The sequence below is a fragment of the Ornithinibacillus sp. 4-3 genome, from assembly GCF_040958695.1.
Classification (GTDB): Bacteria; Bacillota; Bacilli; order Bacillales; family Amphibacillaceae; genus CALAMD01.
Map to the genome: position 1 here is coordinate 3,610,538 of NZ_CP162599.1, position 23,479 is coordinate 3,634,016.

11 protein-coding genes and 1 riboswitch are annotated in these 23,479 nt (G+C 37.0%); of the genes, 5 read left to right on the plus strand and 6 right to left on the minus strand.

All coding sequences use genetic code 11. From position 1 onward, the window contains the following. Positions 1-236: 236 nt before the first annotated feature. The 5 genes from AB4Y30_RS17330 to AB4Y30_RS17350 all read right to left on the minus strand — a co-directional run bounded on the left by AB4Y30_RS17330 (position 237) and on the right by AB4Y30_RS17350 (position 14,961). Complete coding sequence (locus AB4Y30_RS17330; protein ID WP_368653435.1) at positions 237-9,269, minus strand: Cna B-type domain-containing protein; 9,033 nt, start codon at positions 9,267-9,269, stop codon at positions 237-239. A 435-nt stretch (positions 9,270-9,704) separates the two neighbouring features. Further along, positions 9,705-10,748 (minus strand): ribonucleotide-diphosphate reductase subunit beta, encoded by a 1,044-nt coding sequence (locus AB4Y30_RS17335; RefSeq protein WP_368653436.1) that lies wholly within the window; start codon positions 10,746-10,748, stop codon positions 9,705-9,707. Then, positions 10,729-11,175 carry a flavodoxin gene (locus tag AB4Y30_RS17340; protein ID WP_368653437.1) on the minus strand — a complete coding sequence of 149 codons (447 nt, stop codon included), beginning with the start codon at positions 11,173-11,175 and terminating at the stop codon, positions 10,729-10,731. The genes AB4Y30_RS17335 and AB4Y30_RS17340 overlap by 20 nt, the downstream gene beginning before the upstream one ends. Further along, entirely contained in the window at positions 11,160-13,394 is a 2,235-nt protein-coding gene (locus AB4Y30_RS17345) for a ribonucleoside-diphosphate reductase subunit alpha (RefSeq protein WP_368653438.1), read from the minus strand. Before AB4Y30_RS17345 ends, AB4Y30_RS17340 begins: the two co-directional genes overlap by 16 nt. A 159-nt stretch (positions 13,395-13,553) precedes the next feature. After that, positions 13,554-13,739, minus strand: a riboswitch (cobalamin riboswitch). A 322-nt stretch (positions 13,740-14,061) separates the two neighbouring features. Next, complete coding sequence (locus tag AB4Y30_RS17350) at positions 14,062-14,961, minus strand: LysR family transcriptional regulator (protein ID WP_368653439.1); 900 nt, start codon at positions 14,959-14,961, stop codon at positions 14,062-14,064. Between the two features lie 418 nt (positions 14,962-15,379). Between AB4Y30_RS17350 and gdhA the strand changes: the two genes are divergently transcribed. From gdhA to fdhD, 5 genes are all read left to right on the plus strand, one after another. Next, positions 15,380-16,753, plus strand: a complete 1,374-nt coding sequence (gdhA, locus tag AB4Y30_RS17355; protein ID WP_368653440.1) for an NADP-specific glutamate dehydrogenase — start codon at positions 15,380-15,382, stop codon at positions 16,751-16,753. A gap of 89 nt (positions 16,754-16,842) precedes the next feature. Continuing rightward, on the plus strand, positions 16,843-17,568 hold the full coding sequence (locus AB4Y30_RS17360; RefSeq protein WP_368653441.1) for an NAD-dependent deacetylase: 726 nt from the start codon (positions 16,843-16,845) through the stop codon (positions 17,566-17,568). A gap of 24 nt (positions 17,569-17,592) precedes the next feature. Beyond that, positions 17,593-18,210, plus strand: a complete 618-nt coding sequence (locus tag AB4Y30_RS17365) for a YktB family protein (RefSeq protein ID WP_368653442.1) — start codon at positions 17,593-17,595, stop codon at positions 18,208-18,210. 201 nt (positions 18,211-18,411) lie between these two features. Then, the gene (locus tag AB4Y30_RS17370; protein ID WP_368653443.1) at positions 18,412-20,763 is read left to right on the plus strand and encodes an FdhF/YdeP family oxidoreductase; all 2,352 of its coding nucleotides are present in this window, start codon (positions 18,412-18,414) and stop codon (positions 20,761-20,763) included. A 1-nt stretch (position 20,764) separates the two neighbouring features. Beyond that, a complete protein-coding gene (fdhD, locus tag AB4Y30_RS17375; protein ID WP_368653444.1) occupies positions 20,765-21,565 on the plus strand; it encodes a formate dehydrogenase accessory sulfurtransferase FdhD in 801 nt (266 codons plus the stop codon). A 45-nt stretch (positions 21,566-21,610) separates the two neighbouring features. Here the strand turns inward: fdhD and asnB are convergent, their stop codons facing one another. Next, positions 21,611-23,473, minus strand: a complete 1,863-nt coding sequence (gene asnB, locus AB4Y30_RS17380) for an asparagine synthase (glutamine-hydrolyzing) (RefSeq protein WP_368653445.1) — start codon at positions 23,471-23,473, stop codon at positions 21,611-21,613. Between the last annotated feature and the right edge of the window lie 6 nt (positions 23,474-23,479).

Consider the following 23,479-nt stretch of genomic DNA (forward strand, 5'->3'; position numbering starts at 1 on the left):
ATTTGCAAGTCTATTTCTAGGCTAGTTTTAATTGAATAGTAGTAATGCAAGCAAGATTACTAAAATTGTATAGGAGTTTTTGATCAATAAATCCTTCCCGGCATTTTTAGGAAATAAAATTTTATAAAAACCAATTACCATGATTTCTAAAATAAAGCATGCTCCTTATTGAAGGAACAGATTTTAAATATCATCTGTCTATCAAATAAGGAGCATGCCTTTGATAAATCTAGTTATTAATTATTCTTTCTTGCTCTTCTACTTGTCATATATAGAATCAAGCCAAGTAGTAAGATTCCTGCACCGATTAACATGATGTTAAATGTGTTTGTTGCTGTATCTGGTAAACTGCCAGATTTATCCTCATCTTTTGTTGAATCTCCATCTTCCTTCGAACCTTCTCCGCTTACTGGAGTATCATCTTTAGATGGATCAGAATCCCCTGGCTTACTTGGTTCTTCTGGTTTCTCAGGATCTGTTGGATCTGTTGGATCTGTTGGATCAGTCGGCTCCTCTGGTTTAGAAGGCTCTTCCGGATCTGTTGGATCTGTTGGATCAACTGGTTCAGTTGGAATGATGAATCCAAAGTCTAGCGTTGGATCATGCTCACCATCCTCTACTAAATGACGAGATACCGCAAACCATGTTGATGAATCAATAGAGTTGTCATCTCCAACTTCATGTAATGTTGGAATATACTTCTCTAAAACTTTTGCTGATGCTTCACGATCGATTCGTACAATATACGTTTTATCAGCTGGTAAGTTTTCGAAGATATAGTAGCCATTTTTATCTGTTGTTGTTGGACCTACTTTATTTCCATACACATCTGTTACTGGATTTCCTTCTTTGTCTTGAATTATTAATACAACACCTGGAATTCCCTCTTCAGATTCATCTTGAATTCCATCTTTATTGTCATCAAACCATACATAGTCTCCTACACTTACTTTTGCAGGACTGTTCACAATGACAACATTGCTCGAATCTTTTACATCGACAGAGCTCACATAGCCTGGAACTTCTTCTTCAACAACGGTGTAAGTAATTTCTTTACCGTTAGCAAAGATGTCTAATTCAGTAAAATCAGCCTGCCAATTGTTCGATTCGTTCAATTTTGCAGAATCTACTTTTTCTCCATCTGCTAATAAATTAACAGTAATAGAGTCTGGACGTACTTCTTTATAATTAGCATCGTTCCATTGCTTCACTACATTAATACTAGTTTGTTCTGGTGTATAACTGTTAGTGATATTCATGCCATCAATTGCAGTTGAATAACCTTCTACGTTTTCTTCTTGAACGGTGTAAATAATTTCTTCGCCATTCTCAAGTTTTGGCTGATTAGTAAATTCAAATGTCCAATCTGTATCTGCTGTTACTTCAACAGAATCCACTTCTTTTCCATTTGCTAACAGGTTAACAGTAATGGAGTCTGGACGTTTACCATCTTGATTATCGGCATCATCCCATGTTTTTGATCCTGATAGGTCAGTTACTACTCTAACAAAACCAAAATCTAGAGTTGGATCACGCTCTTCGTCTTCTGTTAAGTGACGAGACGTTGCTTCCCATGTAGATGAATCTACGGTATTGTCTTCCCCAGCTCCTTCAAGCGTTGGTTCGTAATCTTGTAGAGCCTCTACTGATTTTTCACGATCAATGCGAACCGTATACGTATGATCTGCTGGTAAATCATCAAATGTATACTTACCATTTTCGTCTGTTGTAGTTGGACCTACTGGCTCTCCATATACATTTGTTACTGGGTCACCATTTTCATCCACTAGTTCAAGAACAACACCTTCTAATGGAATGTCTGTATCATCTTGTAAACCATCTCTGTTTACGTCGATCCATACATAATCTCCTACACTTACTTTCTTAGACTTCACAAAACCGAAGTCAAGTGTTGGGTCACGCTCTTCATCTTCTGTTAAATGACGAGATGTTGCTTCCCATGTAGATGAATCTACGGTCTTGTCGTCTCCAATTTCATGTAACGTTGGCTCGTAACCTCTTAATACTTCTTTTGATGCCTCACGATCAATTTTCACTACATATGTGTTATCAATCGGTAGATTATCAAATGTATACCAACCATCTTCATCCGTTGTTGTTGGTCCTACTGGATTTCCGTATACATCTGTTACTGGGTTACCATTCTCGTCTTCAAGTGTTAAAACAACACCTTCAACTGGAATATCTGTATCATCTTGTAATCCATCTCTATTTTCGTCGAACCATACATAGTCTCCTACACTTACTTTTGCAGGACGGTTGGTGATGGTGAATCCATCTATTGCATTTCCGGTTACACTTTCTGTTACATAACCTTCTGTTGTTTCTTCTTGAATGGTATAAGTGATCTCTTCACCTGCTGCGAATTTTGGTACATCTGTAAATACAAATGTCCAGTCTGTTTCTGCTGTTACTTCAACAGAATCTACCTCTTCTCCATTTGCTAACAAGTTAACAGTGATGGAGTTTGGACGCTGATTATAGTGATTGTTACCGTCTTTCCAAACCTTTTCACCCTCAACATCAATGACTTCAGGCGTATAGCTATTTGTTATATCGTAACCTTCATACGTGACATCATATCCGTCTACAGCTTCTTCTTGAATCGTGTATTCAATCTCTTCACCAGCTTCGTTCTTAGGTAAATCAGTAAATCCAAAGTTCCAGTCATCTTCTGCTGTTACTTCAATGGAATCTACTTTTGTTCCGTTAGCCATTAGGTTTACAATAATAGACTCTGGGCGAATACCATCCTGATTATCAGCATCTTCCCATGTTTTGCTTCCTGCAATATCTACCTGCTCTGGAGCATGGTGGTTAGTTAATATAATATTCCCATGATCTTCATCATTAACAATGACTTCATAACCTTCAGGAACAGATACTTCTTTCACTGTGTAGTCAACTTCAACTCCGCCATCACGATACATATCTAGCTCTGTCCACGTATGCATCCAATCATTTTCTGCAGATAGAACAACAGCATCCTGGATGGGTTCATTATCAGCATACAATTGTACTTCAATCTGTTCTGGACGAATGCCATCTTGATTATCAGCATCGCTCCAACCTTTTGTCACTGTAACAGATGTCTCTTCAGGAGTGTATGCATTTGTAATAACTACATTCTCCACATCATTTCCTTCAATTGATGTTGAATATGCTGGAACTGATTTTTCTGTTACACGATAGCTAATTTCTTGACCTTCCGCACGGTTTCTTGGTAAATCTTCAAAAACATGCTGCCAATTATTTGCTTCATTCAATTCTTCTCTTGCAACAATCTCAGATCGATCATTAATAATCTGTACTGTTACACTTTCTGGACGGACACCATCTTGATTGTCTGCATCTTCCCAGATTTTTTCAACAGGAATGTCTATTGTATCTGGTGTTCGGTTATTCGTAATCAATATGTTGCCATTGTTTTCTGTTACAGTTGGTTCATCATAACCTTCAGGAATTGATTCTTCTTCAACAGTATACTCAATTACTTCGGCGTCAGCGTAAACGTCTAGCTCTGACCATGTATAGCTCCAGTCATTTTCTTCGGAAAGAAGAACAGGGTTACCTTTAGCTTCTCCATCAGCATATAACTGAACTGTTACATTATCCGGACGAATACCATCCTGGTTATTGCCATCATTCCAGCCTTTAATAACTGTTAGCGACGTTTGTTCTGGTGTGTAACTGTTTGTGATGACAAATCCATCTGCTTGCTTCGTAATTTCTGTTGAATAGTCTTCAACGTTAGCCTCCACTATGCGATATTCAATCGGATTGCCTTCACGATTTTCTGGTACATCCTCAAATACATGAGACCAGTTTCCATCTTCATCTGCAGCTATTTCTTGCGTTGCTACAACTTGATTCAAATCATTAATTAAATGAACAATAATACTATCTGGTCGGTTACCATCTTGATTATTTCCATCATCCCATGCTTTTTCTACTGGAATATCAATCGTATTTGTTTCACGGCTATTTGTAATTGTAATAGCTCCATGATTTTCATCATTTATAGTAGATTCATAGTCAGCTGGAACATCGACTTCCTCAACAGAATATACAATTGCTTCTCCACCATCACGGTTTGCATCTAGTTCAGTCCATGTATAAGACCAACCATCCGCAGCTGTGACAATTACTTCGCTACCTTCTGGCTCTCCATCCGCTAATAACTGAACTCTAATGAAATCGGGACGTAAGCCATCTTGATTATTTCCATCATCCCAGAACTTATTAACCGTTACTGATGTTTGTTCTGGCGTATGTTCATTCGTTACAGTAAATGTTCCATCACCATTGTTTGAAATAGAAGTGGAATAATCTTCTACCGTATCCTCTGCTACGCTGTACACAATTTCTACGCCATCACGATATTTTGGTAGATTCTCAAAAACATATGACCAATTACCATCTTGATCAGCTGTGATTTCTACAGTTTCTATCACATTTGATCGATCATCATAAAGATGAATAGTAATGCTATCTGGACGTACTCCATCTTGGTCGTTAGCGTCATCCCATACTTTTTCCACTATAATATCCGTTACTTCTGGTGTGTAGCTGTTTGTGATGGTATAACCATCCTCGATATTTCCAGCAATATCACTTTCGTATTCTACTGGAACATTAGATTCTTCAACTGTATAGTCAATCTTACTTCCGTCTTGATATTCATCTAAATCGGTAAACGAAGCTTCCCAACTATTTGATTCATTCAAGACTTTAGATTGCCCAGTCGGTTCACCATCTGCCAATAGATTTACAGTAATGGAGTTTGGACGTTTGCCATCTTGGTTGTTTGCGTCTTCCCATACTTTTTCTACTGGAATATCTATCTTGCTTGGAGTATAGCTATTTGTAATAACAAATCCTTCTTCTACATCCCCAGCAATATGACTCTCATAACCTTCTGGGGCATCGACTTCTTCAACTGTGTAGGTAATTTTACTTCCACTATTATCAAACTCTGGCAGATTAGTAAATTCACCTTGCCAATTACTTTCGTTATCTAAAATTATATTATCTACATCTGCTTCATTACTATTTGCAAATAGCGCAATTTCAATGGATGTAGGGCGGTTACCATCTTGATTATTCGCATCCTCCCAGATTTTTTCAACAGGGATATCAATGCGTGATGATGTAAATGTATTTGTTACTGTTAAACCATTCTCTGAAATAGATTTCTCAAAGTTCGTAGGAACTTCTACTTCATCAACAGTATATTCGTACGCATTGCCATCAATATCTGTTCTGTCTAAATCAGACCAAGTATATTCCGTTTCTCCATCTTCTAAAGTTACAGGATCTCCAATGGCTTCACCATCTCTATATAATTGAAGCTCGATAGAGTCAGGTCTTTGATTTTCTCCACCCTGCCATTCTTTTGTTCCTGTGACATCGATTTTTTCTTTCGTATTTTCGAATCCGACTTCTACAATATTTCCATCATTGTTACTATAAGCTTTATCTACTACGATTTCTATTTCGTCTTCAGATAAAACATAACCTTCTGGCGATGCTTCTTCTTTTAGATAATACGTTCTAAGTGGTAAGTTTCCAATTTCAAGAACACCATTTTCAGTTATAAAAGCTTCTTCTTGCGTATATTGAACTCTTTCACCATTTAGGTCATACCATAGAGTAAAGGTTGCTTCATTATTTTCGATTACTTCATCTTCTTCGGAATCGATTTTTGTAACTTTTAAAGCCCCTCTATTTGAAGCCCATTCTCCACCTGCACTAGAGAATTGTCTAGCACTTATTTCACTTGACTCTATAGATTCTTGATCAATAGCAGTTCCATCTAATGAGATGCGATTATTAATTTGACCTTCTGTTGTTGTTACAACAGTTGTATATTTTAAAACTAAGGTGTCTTGTAAATCTTCTGTCATACTAATAGTTAAAATATTTTCACCGTTGTCTGTTGTGCTTACATCAAGTGTATAATCCGTTTCTTCTAGAGCATTATCTAAGTCCTGTGCTTTATAAACTTCGAGACTACCTTCTAAATAAACATGGCCCTCACTGATAGTATCTGTAATCACAGCGTTTTTAATAATTGATAGACTTTCATTGACTGTAACTTCCCACTCAACTTCATCGCCGGTGAACACACGATTACCTTCTGCATTAACTGCTCGTTTAGCTAAGAAGTCATCATGCTCATTATAATCAACAGTTGCTGAATAACGATATTCTACACCTCCAGCTGTAACTATTGCGTTGTTCGTATAGCTTTCTGCTGAGATATCTGGTACAGAAGTTGTAAATTCAACCACATATCTTTCTGTTACCTCATTGTTAAAGATTATCGTGAACTCGTCACCATCAACGACTAATGAATAATTACTTGGATCCAATACTGGTCCAGTAATTTCAGTTGTACCATTAGGATTTACGTTATAAACTGATACCTGGATACTATCTTCATCGATATTTCCAGCATAAGCTAACGTATCTGTTATAGTTACATTTGGTCCCAGGTTTTGTTCTTGATAGTTTGTGTATAACTGCCAAGCAATTTTTCTTTCGCTACCGCTCACCCAACCATTTACTGCATTACCTTCATCATTAAAATGAACTAATCTTCCTTCCTTTTTACCACTGTTCCAAGAGTCTAATCGTACTCTTTGGTTATCATTATCTTCTGTATCAATTGTATGTCCATTCTCAGTTGTCCCATCAAATTCAGCTTTGTTTCTGTAAATCTCAGCTTCATTATCATTAGAATGTGGAATCAATACATTGTCATCAATTTCTAATTGTGGATCATAGGAGGTTGTATAATTGACTACTAGTTCTCCGTTAGCTATCTCCCGGTTAAAGGTAATAGTAAATCCATTTTGATATCCTTCTTCAATTGGAGAAAGAGTATAATCTACTCCCTTTTCAAGTTCCTCTTCACCAAGTTTAATATTAACGCTATCTGGTAACAGGATTAACCCATCATTCGTGAAAGTATCTGTGATAACAAATCCAGAATTGATGTCTTCCCTTATTGGATTGACATTCAAACGCCAGTTCATTGTCTTTTTACTGTAGTCAATGTCTCCAACTGAACTCTTAGTATAGGTATTGCCATTTGGGTTTATGGTAACTTCTCTATCTTCTCCACCTTCACCAACGCCATCACCAGACATTCCAACAGTATTTGTGAAAGCACTAGATGTGAAATTCTCAATACTTGTGGTATATCTAATAGTAATGGTTTCAGTACCTACATCTGTTAAGTTAATTGTCAATAAAGTTTTCCCATCTCCTGCATCTGTTATGCCAGGAGTTATACTAGAGAAGTCAGTGCCTTCATCACCTGTGATTTCAACATTTCCTGCCTCAAGGGATAGGCCAGCTGGTAACGTATCCGTTACAGTAACATTACCTAATGGATGTTTTGCTTTATTGACTGTGACTTCCCAAGTAACGGTTCTGTTTTCATAATCTACGTTGCCCGCTTCTACTTTTTCAAGAATAGGGTCTCTTTCAATATTAACCGTTGCGTCATCACTATTTAATTCATCTTCACCATCATAAAGTGTTGCATCATTTTCGAAGCCATTATTTTCTAAGTATTCACCGCTATTTACTGCTTTCCAATCAACATCTGTATTAAATTTAATACGATAAGCGTCATTTTGTCCTAATGCACCTAAGTTTATTGGGAATGTCGTAAATGTATTCTCGTGAGCAGTATCTTCTATCCAGTTACCTCCACTTTGTATAATTCTAACCACTTCGATACTGTCTGAATCTATTTCTAAGCCAGCAGGTAGAGTATCCTCTACAATAGCCTCGTTAATTAAACTTCCATTTTTATTCACATCAATTTGCCATTGAATAACATCGCTGTCCCCAACTTGCCAACCATTCTTTTCAATTGGATTACTTCTTGTCAATCCACCAACGGTAGCATCAGCAGGTAAGCTTGTGTCTCCATATTCAAAGGTTGCATCATTGTTAAAAGATTCTTGAGAGTAATTTTCAATAGTTGTCTTATATTGAATACGATAGCCATTAAAAGGTGCAATTACCCCCAAATCAATTGGAAATTCAGAAGGATTTAGCGTTGATGTTACATTAGAACCTTCTCTTATATCTCCATCATAGCCAACACTAAGCTCATGGATAACAAAATCTCTAGCTTCACCTAATCCAGCAGGAATATTATCCGCTAATGTTGCTTCCGTTATTTCTTCATCATTTGTATTAATAACATCAATCGTCCAGGTAATTTCTCTTGCATCATGTTGGCTATCTGGATTTCCTTCTTTATCAATACCACTATGATCTAGATTAGGGCGTGCAGTAACAGTAATGTTGTTTTCATCACCATCGCTGAACGGAATCTCTTGTTTAATATTTTCTCTGAATTTATCCAGATTGAACTCTAAACCAAGATTAACAAATCCGTTTTGAACATCAGATGTTTCAATACCCTCATTGAAGGCAAATTTTAAAACACCATTCTCAACATGGTAAGTACCTACATTTGTTCCTTCAACAATGAGATCTTGAGTTGGTGTTGTAACCATCTTAAATGCATCAGAAAGAGCAACCTCTGCTGTATCTCCAGCCTGTGCACCTCTTCCTTCTGTATTCCAGTTAAATCTAAGGTTTGCAATAGTGCCTTCATTTATGGAAATAACATCTCCGTCAGAGATAGTCTCCCCATCAATTGTAAGAGATTCAAATATAAAGATATTCCCCAAATCTCTTTGAGGTCCAACATTCTGAGCCTCAACTTCTACTTCTTCATCCTCTACATTCTCATCAGATGCTTCTACTGCATCCTCCTCTTCTACTGTAGTGTTCTCAGAATTAGATTTGTCTTCTTCCTCCGTTACAGCTTCATCTTCTGTAGCTGATTTTCCAGAGTCAGAACCCTCTTCCTCATCTACTTTCTCTTCTGTTGATCCTTTTCCAGTTTCCTTTCCTTCTTCTGGAGTTTCATCATCAACAGCTGGTTGGTCCTCTGCAGGAATTTCCTCTCCCTCAGTTCCATCCTCTTCACTTCCGTTATTCTCATCCTCTGCACCATTTTCCGATGCACTTCTTGCAGATGGATTTGTTTCAGAAGCGTCACTATCTCCCTGTTCTTTCACATTATCAAGCTCTTGGACTTGTTGATTTGTTTCATTCAGAGCTTGCGCTTGTGCAACAACCACACTAATTGGACTAAATATCGTTTGACTGAAAATCAGTATTACGATAAAAAAGGCGCTTAACTTCTTCAGCATTTCTCCTTTTCTCCCTTCCTATGTATCTATTTTGCATGATACTCATCCACTATTTTTTTAAATAAGTACCAGAGCTTACTACTTTTCAAAGTCCCATTTGCATTTGGTAGAATACCCATGTTTTTTGCCAGTTTCCTGTGCCGAATTTCTGTTGCTATGTATAGACTTAAAATAAATAGTAATTATTAAATTAGAATGGGTATCAAAAAATGAAGCACGCAAATAAATGTATCAATCAAAGTATAAAGCAAATTCATACAATATTAGTTACGGTTCATTTTTTGTATAGAAAAGTATATTTTTTGTATATTTCTATACATCTAGTCTATCTGATTTCTTTTTGGCGTGGTCTTAAATTAACCTTAATTTTCCACACACAAAAAAAGAACTTTCGAGTCAAATTGACTGAAAGTTCCTTTATCTATTTCTTTATTTTTATAGATCGTCAAATCCGTTTAAATCACTTGTTTTTGTATAGTTTCTTGCTTTTTGTTCAAAGAAGTCTGTTTTAGTTCCATCAAAATTATCTACATAAGCGCGAATCCATTTCATTGGATTCTCTGTATATTCTGGGTAAATCTCGCTTAAGCCTAGCATGCGGAGCATTTTATTCGCGCGATATTTCACATAACCTGCCATCTCTACTAAATCGATACCGTCTACATCCTTTAATACGTAAGCAGACCATTCGATTTCGTTTTCTACAGATGTTTTAAATGTATCGTATACCCACTCTGTAAATTCTGGTGTGTTATATTCTGGATTCTCTGCTAATGTTGCGCGGAATAATTCAGAAATAAATCTTCCGTGCTCCAGTTCATCACGGTTAATATAACTAACCATCGTAGATGTACCAACCATTTTATTATGGCGTGCTAGGTTATAGAAAAATGCAAATCCAGAATAGAAGAACATACCTTCTAGCAACGCTGTAAATACCATTGTTTTTAAAATATTTTCAAGTGTTGGTTCTTCAACAAAGGCATTGTATTGATTTGTCACATGCTCATTTCTTTTTTGTAACACAGGATCTTTTCTTCCTAGCTGGAAGGATTTATTTTGCTGATTTAGTGTTACAACAGAAGATAAAACATAAGAATAAGATTCATTATGCACAGCTTCTTGTTGAGCAATAACTGCCATAATCGATTGCACAGATGCATCTGTTGCATAAAGTGATAATAATAAAGCTGTTCTTGTTTGTGGTGCATCTAATGTAGATAGAAGACCAATAATCTTTAAATAAGCTTCTTTTTCTGCATCCGTAAGTGTTTCAAATTGCTTTACATCAGATTGCATATTAATTTCATCCGCTTGCCAGTAATTTCCGAGCAAGCGTTTATACATTTTATGCCAATGTGGATATGCAATATCATTCCAATTTAAAATCCCACTAGATTTACCACCAAAGAGACCTGTTGATTTATTAGGAAATAACGGCTCTAAAGTTTTCGCACGTTCAAGCAAAAGTTTTGACATCTTCTAAAACTCCTTCTAGCCAGCTTTCAATATATGATTCCTGGTACCCTCTTGGAGATTGTTCGATTTTCAAGCCTTCCCATTTACTATTGTAAAAGTGAACAAGCTTATCTACCGCTCTACAAAAATCTTGTTCTTCTCCAAATTGGGTATCTCCCGTTCCAAATACTGCTACATTTTCTGGTTTATAACCAATTTCTAAGATAAAATCCTTTACTTCTTCTGGAGTACATCCATAATCCCATGTGAATGTTCCTAGAAAGATATAATCGTATTTCGAAGCATCCACATAGTGATCAATGCCAATTCGGTGTGTATCAACATCCATACCATCTTCTCTTAATTGCTCGGTAATGATTTCTGCTACTTCCTGTGTATTGCCACTATAAGATAAATACGCTACGATAGCCCTCAACTTTGACACCACTCACATTCCTCAACATCATTTGAGGTTGATCTAACATAATAAGTTGTTTTTAATCCTTCATTCCAAGCTTGTAAGTGAAGATCTAAGAGAACAGATGCACGAATCGTATTTGGCACGTATAAATTAAAGGAAATACTTTGATCGATATGCTTCTGACGTGCTGCATTTTGTTTAACAGACCATCTTTGGTCTACGATATATGCAGAACGACGATAAATATCATACGTATTATGGTCTAAATCTGGTGCTGTTGTTGGGATACGGAAATCCTTCTTCTCTTCGCTGTAAAATGGCTTAAATACTGGGTCAATACTTGCTGTTGATCCAGCAATCATTGCTGTTGTAGAGTTCGGTGCAACTGCCATTAAATAAGCATTACGCATACCGTTCTCTGCTACGTCAGCTGCAAGCTCTTGCCATTCTGCTGAGTCATAATTTCTTTCTGTGAAGTAAGCTCCTGACTCCCATTTACTACCTGCATATGCTGGGTAGCTTCCTTTTTCCTTACTTAATTCCATGCTATTTTTAATCGTTAAATAAGCAATTTTTTCATATAGCTCATCTGCGTATGCGACAGCTTCATCTGATTCCCAGCTAATGCCTTTTAGAGCTAATAGGTGGTGCCAACCAAATGTACCAAGTCCAATCGCACGATATTTATGGTTTGTTAATGTCGCTTGCTTGATTGGTAATGTATTAATATCAATAACATTATCTAGCATGCGAACCTGGATTTTAATTAAACGATCAAGTACTTCTGCTGTTACTGCTTTACCTAAGTTAATAGAACTTAAGTTACATACAACATAATCACCTGATTTATATTTCTTCACAATCATATCTTCATTTTCAACATATTCTTCGATAAATTGGGATGGAGACTGATTTTGTGTAATTTCTGTACATAAGTTCGTGCAGTATATCATTCCTTTTTCAGGGTTACTGTTCTTACGATTTACTTCATCACGATAGAACATAAATGGTGTTCCTGACTCTAACTGTGAGCGTAAAATACGTTTCATGATATCGATTGCCGGAACAATTTTACGAGATAAAAATTCATTTGCGATACATGCTTCATATTTCTGACGCCAAGAACCTGTGCCTTTTTCTTCATCATAAAAGTCTTCTAAGTCAAAGCCCATCACTTGTCTTACTTCATGTGGATCAAATAAATGCCAATCACCACGAGCTTCCACTTGCTCCATGAAATAATCCGGTAAGCATACACCTGTGAAAATATCATGTGCACGCATACGTTCATCCCCATTATTAAGCTTCAAATCAAGGAATGCCTCAATATCACGATGCCAAATATCTAAGTAAACAGCGATAGCTCCTTTTCTCGTACCAAGCTGATCTACACTTACTGCAGTGTTATTTAACTGTTTGATCCAAGGTACAACCCCGCTTGACATGCCTTTAAACCCTTTAATCGAGCTTCCACGTCCACGGATTTTACCCATGTAAACACCGATACCTCCACCGTTTTTCGATAAGTTTGCGATATCTGTATTACTATCATAGATAGATTGTAAATTATCATCTACAGTATCGATGAAGCAGCTGGATAGTTGACCATGTGTTTTACCTGCATTTGTCATTGTTGGTGTTGCTACAGTCATATATAAGTTGCTCAATGCCCAGTAAGCTTCTTTTACAAGCTCACTACGCTTCTCTTTCTTTTCATCCTGCATCAAGTACATTGCAATAATCATCCAACGTTCCTGTGGCAGCTCATATGTGTTTTTATCATGATCAATTGCTATATAGCGAGTTGCAATTGTATAAAGTCCAAGGTAATCAAATAATAAATCACGTGCTGGATCAATTACAGTTTGAAGGTCACGAATTTCTTCTTCTGTGTATTTTTCTATAAATGCTGTTGTGTAAATGCCTTTTTTCGTTAATGTTGTAATTAATTCAAAAAAGTCTCCATATTTTTCGTCTGCATCATAACCGCGATGCTTTGCCGCTTCCTTATAAAGACGTAATAAATAAATACGACTTGCAAAATAAGTCCAATCCGGATTTGCCTCATCAATGTTTTCTAAAGCATTCTTCACTAACGTATCTGTTACTTGATCGTCAGTTACTGTATCTGTAACCACACGTAGTGCTTTTTCTATGTAATCTTTCGTATCTATACGTAATCCCTCTGCTGCTTGGTTAATAATAGATGTAATGTGTTCCTTGCTTAAAACAGTCGCTGTAGTCAACTGAGTCAACTCCCTCATTTAAAATAAATAGTATGAAACAATGATTTTTTTCCATGAAAAAAGCCGTTTATCAGCTTAAAATAAACAGCATAAAACGACAGAAATATTCTAGTTTGCACATACCTATCTCCATCGTCTCATGTTCTTACGCCCCGAAGAAATGAAACCAAAAGTTATGGCAGGTCTCCTGACTCATGCTTCTCTTTACTAAGGTCCTTCCCATATCTTGATTGATACAGTGGATTTTTCCTTTTCATCAGCACTTACAGTTGCGGGGACAGTTCCAGATTTAGCTGGATTCCCTTTTAAGATGGCTTAACCATCACCTTAACTCATAACACAATATATAGTATTTAATTTAGTCAACATTCACAATATGTTGTATATAAAGACTATCATAGACAGAATAGGATTGCAAGATTCTATTGTTAAAAAACTAATTTTCTAATAGCGGAAAATTAGTAAGTTTTCTCAAAACTTTTTCGTCTGAAATGAGGGTGTTTTGCTAAAGAAATCCACTTTATGCTCCAGTGCACTTGTCCTCAAGCGTTTTAAAAATTCTTTTTTCTTTATGCACTTAAAAGTTAAGATAGCTTTTCAAATCCCTACCAAGGAATTTTGGTTGTTTCACGTTCTTTTTTCGACTTTCAAATCATAACATAAATCACTAGAAATTTTCCAAATGAGCAAAATAATTTTGTAAAAAGTCATAAAATAATTTTTCTGTTGGAAGTAGCTGACGATTTGTTGGCACAACCATTCCTACAGTCCTTGTAAACTTTGGTTCTTTTATTGGAATCATAACTGTCTCCCGTGGCAGTGTGTCAACGAGTGTGATCTCTGGAATAATCGATACACCTAAGCCGGCTGAAACCAAGCCTTTAATAGTATCAATATCTTCTCCTTCAAAGGAGACTTTTGGTTCAAAGCCAATTTGCATACATGCTTTCACAACAAGCTCTCTCAAAATAAATCCTTCAGGAAACAACACAAAGGAATCTTCTTTTAATTCATATAAAGCAATAGATGATTTATTTGCTAAAGGATGATTTGCTGGAAGTAATGCAACCATATTTTCATTAAATAATACAGTACCTTCCATATCCTTTAAATTTGTTGGCACTGGACCAAGTAACGCAATATTTACATCTCCTGATGCCACCGCTTCTGTTAAACCTCGATAAGCATATTGACTTAAAGAGAACTGAACATCTGGGTACCTTTCACGAAATGCAGAAATAGCTGTTGGTAGAATATATGTTGTTAAACTACTTGGGAATCCTATATGAATTACTCCTTTTTCAGGATCTAGATATTCATTAACTACTTGTGTTGCATTATCGATAACATTCATCGCATGTATCATGCGTTCTAAAAACACCTTACCAACAGGGGTTAGCTTGACGGTTCTTCCTTTGCGAATAAAGAGATCTACGCCTAGCTCCTCTTCTAAATTAAAAATCTGCCGGCTGACTGCTGATTGCGCCACATGCAATGCATCTGCCGCTTCTGTGACGTGCTCTCGTTTCGCCACTTCAATAAAATATTTAATTTGTCTTAATTCCAAAGTGAACACCTCTCCTTTATTTACAGATTGAATAAATCTTATTGGGAGTAGAACAAGGATTAAACCAATAGTGCGTTGTTCAAAAAGTGCGATAAAAAGGACATGGCGAATTTCTGCATTGACGTCATTTTTGTTGGACTTTTTGAACATCCTCTAACAGGAAAATTCCCAATGACTTGAAAATTCATTTTATATCTCATTTTGGCATTAAATTTATCTATAATCAATATTGTTTAGATGAGGAAGAAACAGTAGAATAAATATATAGACAGATTCCTTTTTAAAATCGGCGAGGGGTTGTTCCTTTCTTTCCCCTCCGATTTTAAACCTTCCTCTCTAAATAATAAATACTCCATGATAAACACTTTTCTATTAAATTAAAAATTTCATAATGCACAAATTATAAGGAGGTCAGTGCATGGTCATAAAAAATCACTCTAATCTTCAAACGACAACAGCATCTTATCTACAATCTATATATACTGATGTATTACAGCGTAGTCCCCATGAGGTTGAATTTCATCAAGCAGTAAAATCTTTACTTGATTCCATCGCTCCTATGTTATCCCAACATCCTAATTATATAAAGACAGGTGTCTTAGAAAGGCTTGTAGAACCTGAACGAATGATTACTTTTCGTGTACCATGGTTAGATGACCAGGGTAACGTACATGTGAACCGAGGTTTTCGTGTGCAATTCAACAGTGCCATTGGCCCATATAAGGGTGGTTTACGTTTTCATCCATCTGTAAACAGTAGTATTATGAATTTCTTAGGCTTCACACAAACAATTAAAAATGCGTTAACTGGTCAAGCGATTGGTGGAGCAAAGGGTGGAGCAGATTTTGACCCTAAAGGAAAATCTGATTTAGAAATTATGCGTTTTTGCCAAAGCTATATGGCGGAGCTAGCCCACTATATTGGTGCAGATCTGGATATCCCTGCTGGAGATATTGGAGTTGGCGCACGTGAAATTGGTTATTTATTCGGTCAATATCGTCGTGTTCACCGTCAATTTGAAGCAGGTGTATTCACAGGTAAGGGTGTTGATTTCGGCGGTAGTCATGGTCGTACAGAAGCAACAGGATACGGCACAATTTATTTCGTAAGACAAATGTTAAAACAACTTGGTGATTCTTTAAATCATAAAACGGTTATCGTCTCTGGTTCAGGAAATGTATCTATTTTCGCTATCGAAAAAGCAATTGAGCTTGGTGCTAATGTGGTTGCTTGTAGCGATTCAGATGGTTATATTTATGATAAAAATGGTTTACATCTTCCCACGATTAAACGCCTGAAATTAGATGAAGATCAGCGTATTTGTGAATATTTAACTGATCATCCGGAGGCAATCTATGTTGAAGGCTGCGATCGTATTTGGGGAATTCCTTGTGATATAGCTCTTCCTTGTGCTACACAAAATGAACTTGATGAATACGCCGCAGAACAGTTAATCGATAATGGTGTGACCATTGTAGCTGAAGGAGCCAATATGCCTTGTACACAGGAAGCAATTAATCTTTTCTTAGATAAAGGCGTTTCATTTGGGCCTGCACAAGCCGCTAATGCTGGTGGGGTAGCTGTATCTGCATTAGAAATGGCTCAAAATAGTGCACGCGTTGCTTGGTCTTTTGAACAAGTTGATCAAATGCTACAAAAAATTATGAAAACCATCTATGAAAATAGCATGCGTGCTGCAAAAGATTATGATTTAGATGGAAATCTTGTAGCTGGTGCTAATATTGCTGGCTTTAAGCGTGTAGCAGACGCTATGGTTGCTCAAGGAATTTAACATGTTTTATGATAATCAATACCTCCTTTTACTATCAAATCCTTGCAAGTTTTTTTACATCATAGGATAGTAGAAGGGGGTGTTTTTTTATGGAGCAATTGGCAAGAGATATACTTACTGCAAAACATGTGGTGCTTTTTACAGGTGCTGGCATGTCAACAGAGAGTGGTTTACCTGACTTCCGCTCTAAATCACGCGGACTATGGGAGAAGTTTAACCCAGACGAATTGGCGAATGTTCAAGCATTAGAAAAGAACACAGAGGAATTCACCGCATTTTATCGTTATCGTCTCAGTGAAATAACCAAACACCAAGCCCATCAGGGACATCATATTTTAGCCAAATGGGAAGCAAACGGACTCATACAAGGAATTATCACACAAAATGTCGATGGCTTTCACCATGATGCAGGAAGTAAACATGTGATGGAATTACACGGTACATTCCGATCCTTTCACTGTCATTATTGTAAGAAAGAAAAAGCTCGTAAAGCCTATCTTGCAGGTGATACAACCTGTGACGCTTGTGGATCAATTACACGTCCTGGTATTGTTTTATTTGGAGAAATGTTGCCAGAAGACATCTTTGCAATGGCTGAACAAGAAAGTCTAAAAGCCGATTTGTTTATTGTTCTTGGTTCATCCTTATCTGTTTCTCCTGCTAATATGTTTCCAATGTTAGCGAAGCAGCAGGGTGCCAAGCTCGTTATTATTAATCGTGAGCCAACTGATTTAGATATGTATGCTGATTACTGTGTCCATCATCGTAATATTAAAGAAATTTTAACCGAGACAGATGGTTATCTTAATAAATAAACCTTATTAAAGGAGAGATAATAAATGACATTTACTGGCTTTACACAAGAGGATTTTGATACTTTTCTTATTTCTGGACTCGAGGAACGTATGGAAGCAATCGAAGAGAGAATTCGTCCTAAATTTCGAATCATTGGACAAGCTGTAACAGATGATTTATCTATGGAACTAAATCAAGAAATGTTCCTACATATTGCTAGACATGCACGACGTACCGTTAATCCACCACAGGATACATGGCTAGCTGTAGCTAATAATAAGCGAGGTTATAAAAAGCATCCACACTTTCAAATTGGCTTATTTGACGATCACTTGTTTATTTGGCTTGCTTTCATTTATGAATTACCAAATAAAGCTCAAATTGCTCAAAACTTTCTAGATCACATAGATACACTCGAAGAAAAAATTCCTGCTGATTATGTTATTTCTGGAGATCATATGAAGAAGCCTGCAACTTCCATGAAAGAGATTGATTTAGAAAAAGCACTTACTCGATTTCGTGATGTTAAAAAGGCTGAATTTCTGGTTGGCCGCCATATTGCAACAGATGATCCAATTTTACAAAATCCAGAAGCTTTTATGGAAACGGTTAAGGAAACATTCCATACATTAATTCCTTTATATCAACTAGCATATCAATAAAATTTTGTGACAACATCTGGATCCTTACGAGGGTTCGGATGTTATTTTTTTCACTCTGATGGAAGCCCCTTATCTAGAATTATTCACTATATTCTGCTATCATTTACATTGAGAACATTTATCAAAAAAGTATACAGTACCTATACTTTTGCATAGAAATAGAATAACTCATTGAAAATAAAATCCATGGAGGGATATACAATGGGGAAAACAAAGCATTCAGGTCCTATTAAATTGCCTAAAGCTCCTAAACCTAGCTTATGGGCAAGTAAGGTTCCTTTTGGTCTAGGCAAAGTGAAGCCACATCATATTCGCGACACGCTTAAAGTAGTCTGGGAGAATCGTGATAACCTGCCTTATGCAACTAGAATCATTACTCAAGGAGTATGTGATGGTTGTGCACTTGGTGTTCAAGGACTAAAAGATCAAACATTAACTGGACCACATTTATGTACAACCAGATTGAATGTATTAAGACTTAATACGATGCCAGCAATGAAGGAAGAGTATCTTCATGCGGATATAGATGAACTTCGCAAAATGAGTAGTGCTGAATTAAGAGAGCTTGGAAGAATTCCTTACCCACTTATTCGTCGCCCTGGAGAAAATAAATTTAGCCGGCTTCCTTGGGATGATGCGATGGATATGATTGCAGATAAAATGAAAACGCTTAATCCAAAGCAATATGCCTTTTATTTAACTGCACGAGGAATTACCAATGAAGCCTACTATGTAGCAGCTAAAGTAGCACGTTTTCTAGGTACAAATAATATCGATAACGCATCAAGAATTTGCCATTCACCATCCAAAACAGCGCTTCATCGTTCTGTAGGAATTGGTGCATCTAGCTGTAATTATAAAGATTGGATTGGAACAGATGTCCTGTTATTTTGGGGTTCTGTTGCAGCAAATAACCAACCTGTTTCTACAAAATATATGTATGCCGCTAAACGAAGAGGAACGAAAATCATTATTATTAACCCTTATTATGAGCCTGCTATGGAAAAATATTGGATTCCTTCTGTTGCAGAATCTGCGCTTTTTGGAACGAAAATTGCAGATGATGTATACCAGGTGAATATTGGCGGAGATATTGCTTTCATGCACGGTATTATGAAGCATTGGTTTGAAATGGAAGCGCAGGAATACGGATCTGCGATTGATCATGAATTTGTAAATAATCATGTAAATAATTTAGAAGCATTAAAAGAAAAGGTAACATCCTTTAGCTGGGAGCAATTAGAAAAGTCTTCTGGCATTAGTAAAGAGCGCATGTATGAATTAGCAGAGTTGCTTGCGAAATCTAAATCAGGTGTGTTCGTTTGGTCTATGGGCTTAACTATGCACCGTTTTGCGACAGACAATATCTCTCAAGTAGCTAACCTAGCTTTACTTCGTGGCTTCTTAGGTCGTGAGCATTGTGGACTTATGCCAATTCGAGGACACTCTGGGGTACAGGGATCTGGAGAAATGGGTGCAGATCCGTTTTCCTTACCTGGTGGACCAATGGATGAAGAAAATCGTGCTCGTTTAGAGCAAGTTTGGAACTTTGATATCCCTACATGGCAAGGGGATATCGTTGGGGTGACATTGGAAAATGCTTTATTACCAGAAGAACATGAACGGAAGCTAAAGCTATACTATATGTCTGGTGGGAACTTCTTAGAAACAATGCCTGACCCAACATTGATCAAGGAATCGCTAGAGAGCTTAGAAATTCGTGTCCATCAAGATATTATCTTCAATACTTCTACTCTAGTAGATGCGAAGGAAGCAGTTATTGTTTTACCAGTGATGACACGTTATGAGCAGCCTGGTGGAGGAACATCGACATCAACAGAGCGTATGGTGTACTTCTCTCCAGAAATTAAAGGGCCACGTATAGGAGAGGCTAGATCAGAATGGGAAATTTATTTAGATTTAGCTAAGCGCGTGAAGCCTGAAAGCTATGAGACCATACACATGGAGGATGCTTATGCTATTCGTGATGAAATTGCAAAAGCAGCTCCAAATTATGATGGTATTCAGCACCTGAAAGAAAAAGGTGATGTCTTTCAATGGGGTGGCGCATGGCTCTGTGAAGATGGTGAATGTCCAACACCAGATGGAAAAGGGAATTTAATCCCTGTTGAATTACCGGAGCTGCGTAAACCAGAAGGACATTTTTATGTGACGACCCGACGAGGTAAACAATTTAACTCGATGGTTTATAGTGATAAGGATCCCTTTAATAATGCAGATCGTTATGATGTCTTAATTAGTGAAGAAGACTGTAAAGAATTAAATATTGCTGAAGGGGAAGCAATTGTTGTTTACAATAAATATGGTACATTCCATGGACGTGCAAAATTCACACCAATAAAATCAGGGAATATTGAATTACATTTCCCTGAAGGTAATGCACTCATCCCAATGAGCGTTTATGAACAATATGCCGGAATCCCAGAATACCAGGCAGCAGTAATTGTAGAAAAAGCAGAAACATTCTATACGCAAAAAGATAAAAAATACTTGGAAAAACGTGTGGATGAGTTAGAAATGGAACCGAGCTAAAATGGATAACAAAGATCGTGTCATTGAAAATGGCTGGGAAACTGTACGATTCCATGGAGAGGATTTTTCAATAGAGGAAGAAACGATTGCGATTGAGTTTCCAATAACGGTGATGTTAAATGGGGAAGAATTTGCTACCATGGTTTGCTCACCAATAGATGTAAGAGAACTGATTATCGGGTTTCTTGCTTCTGAAGGTATTATTCGCACCTTTAAGGAAATAGATCAACTATCGATTGATCAGGATCGTGGATTTGCTTATATCGAAATTAGCAAGCCCTTAGACCATCTACAACATGATCATTCAAAACGCTTTATTGGTTCCTGCTGTGGTAAGAGCCGTCAGTTTTATTTTAAAAGCGATGTGCAAACTGCTAAAACCATTAGGAGTAAATTGTCCATGACCGCCCAACAATGCATGGCATTAATGCAGCAATTACAAAGTCAGTCAGAGCATTTCCAGCAAACAGGCGGTGTGCATAATGCAGCACTCTGTACAGTAGATGAGCTGCTGGCTATCCGCACAGATATTGGACGACATAATGCATTAGATAAAATATATGGATATATTTTAGAACAACGAATTCCCCTTGCAGATAAAGTGATTGCCTTTAGTGGACGAATTTCATCAGAAGTGCTATTGAAAATTTCCAAAATGGGAATTGGGATTATTATTTCTAAGTCTGCACCTACTGATTTAGCATTGAAACTAGCGGATGACTTAGGTATCACTGCCATTGGATTCGCTCGCCGTAATAAAATGAATGTATATACACATGCTTATCGAATTAAGAGTAATTAACAAAAATCCCGCTCCAGAATTACTCTAGAGCGGGATTAACTTTGATTATATTCTCACCACTTTATCCACCAAGCTAAAATCATACTTTTCTTCTACAAAGATTTGATACCATAACATAAACATTAGGACAGTCCAAATTTTTCGCGAATAGTCACCTTTACCTGATACATGGCGTTCTAAAAGCTTTTTAACATAGGATTTATGCAAAATATGCCCTGTATCACTTTCATCAATAAGTTGCACTGCCCAGTCGTATATCTCATTCTTCAGCCAGTGACGGATAGGAACTGGAAATCCTAGCTTCGCTCGATGCACTACATCTTTTGGAATATTCGCTGCAAAAGTTTCACGTAACAATGCTTTAGTTAATGCTCCATTTACTTTGTCTTCTACAGGAAGCATACGCGCAACATTATATACTTCTTTATCTAAGAAGGGCGAACGTAACTCAATCTGATTTGCTTGAGACATTCGTTTCGCTTTTAATAAGATATCTCCCCGTAACCAAGTATGTAAATCAATGTATTGCATCTGATGTACAGGATGTTCTTTTCGTACTTCATTATAGTACTGCCTTGTAACCATTTGATAGCATAAATCTTCATTATAATTTTTCAATATGCTGCGCTTTTCCTCTTCTTCAAACATCTTGGCATTCCCAATATATCGTTCTTCTAACGGTGTTGTTCCACGAAGCAGGAAGCTCTTGCCTTTTACACCCTCTGGTAAAATCATCGCTAATCGATGCAATAGCTTATTAATGGGTTTAGGAATACTTTCAAAAATCTTCAATGATTGTGGCTCGCAATAGATATTATACCCACCAAATAGCTCGTCTGCTCCTTCTCCAGACATTACAATATTCACTTCTTTTTTGGCTTCACGTAAAACAAAATAAAGAGGAACACAGGCTGGATCTGCTAATGGGTCTCCCATTTGCCACATGATTTTAGGGAGATTCTCTAAATACTCCTGGGCTGTGACTGTATAGGAAATATTTTCTAAGCCAAGTTCAGCCGCTGTCTGCTCGGCCAAAGAGATTTCTGAAAAATCTTGACGCTCAAATCCAACAGAAAATGTTTTGATATTCGGTTGAAATGTTTTAGCCAAGGAAGCAATAATCGTTGAATCTACACCACCTGACAAAAGTGTTCCTAACGGCTGATCACTTTGCATATGAACACGTACAGATTCTGTGATCGTCTCGCGCACTTTATTTATTAATCTGCTTCGTTCTGTTAGGATGGGGTCAAATGTCGGTTGAAAGTATCTCGTAAAGTGAATTGGTTTGTCCATCTCTTTAACAAAATAACTAGCTGCTTCTACCTGTTTAATCTCTGCTGTTAATGTATATGGGCTTGGAACATATTGATAAGTTAAATAATGCTGCAATGCATCTGTATCCATTGCTGATTCATCAGTGAGTGCTAATAAATTTTGCTTATCTGTTGCAAAGCTTATGTCTTTCTCATGATTGGTATAGTATAGAGATTCCATTCCGAAGCAATCTCTCGCTCCATATAATGTTTTTGTCTCACGATCCCAAATTAAGATGGCAAAAGCACCTCGAAGACGCGAAAACATTTGCACACCTTCTTGAATAAATAAGGCGCCAAGCACTTCTAAATCAGATCCTGTTTGACATGTAACTTCGCACTCCTCCAAGGAAGCGCGAAGTTCTGAAATATTATAAATTGTTCCATTAAATAAGAGAACATAACGATTCTGCTGAAAATGATATAGCTGATCCAACTCTTGAGAGCTGAACGCAATAGGTACATCAATATAATCTAAATTACTATCCTGGTTATCAGAATGGACTACTCTTAATTTCTTTTGCATATCTTCAAACATTTTTTCATTAAAGGGATAATCATTTTCATGTAATAAAGCTAGAAATCCACTCATTGTCTA

Excerpts from the sequence above, each read along its gene's own strand:
- AB4Y30_RS17360 (WP_368653441.1), top strand. The coding sequence starts at position 16,843 with ATGGAGCAATTGGCAAGAGATATACTTACTGCAAAACATGTGGTGCTT.
- AB4Y30_RS17370 (WP_368653443.1), top strand. The coding sequence starts at position 18,412 with ATGGGGAAAACAAAGCATTCAGGTCCTATTAAATTGCCTAAAGCTCCT.
- AB4Y30_RS17335 (WP_368653436.1), bottom strand. The coding sequence starts at position 10,748 with ATGTCAAAACTTTTGCTTGAACGTGCGAAAACTTTAGAGCCGTTATTT.
- fdhD (WP_368653444.1), top strand. The coding sequence starts at position 20,765 with ATGGATAACAAAGATCGTGTCATTGAAAATGGCTGGGAAACTGTACGA.
- AB4Y30_RS17365 (WP_368653442.1), top strand. The coding sequence starts at position 17,593 with ATGACATTTACTGGCTTTACACAAGAGGATTTTGATACTTTTCTTATT.
- gdhA (WP_368653440.1), top strand. The coding sequence starts at position 15,380 with ATGGTCATAAAAAATCACTCTAATCTTCAAACGACAACAGCATCTTAT.
- asnB (WP_368653445.1), bottom strand. The coding sequence starts at position 23,473 with ATGAGTGGATTTCTAGCTTTATTACATGAAAATGATTATCCCTTTAAT.
- AB4Y30_RS17330 (WP_368653435.1), bottom strand. The coding sequence starts at position 9,269 with ATGCTGAAGAAGTTAAGCGCCTTTTTTATCGTAATACTGATTTTCAGT.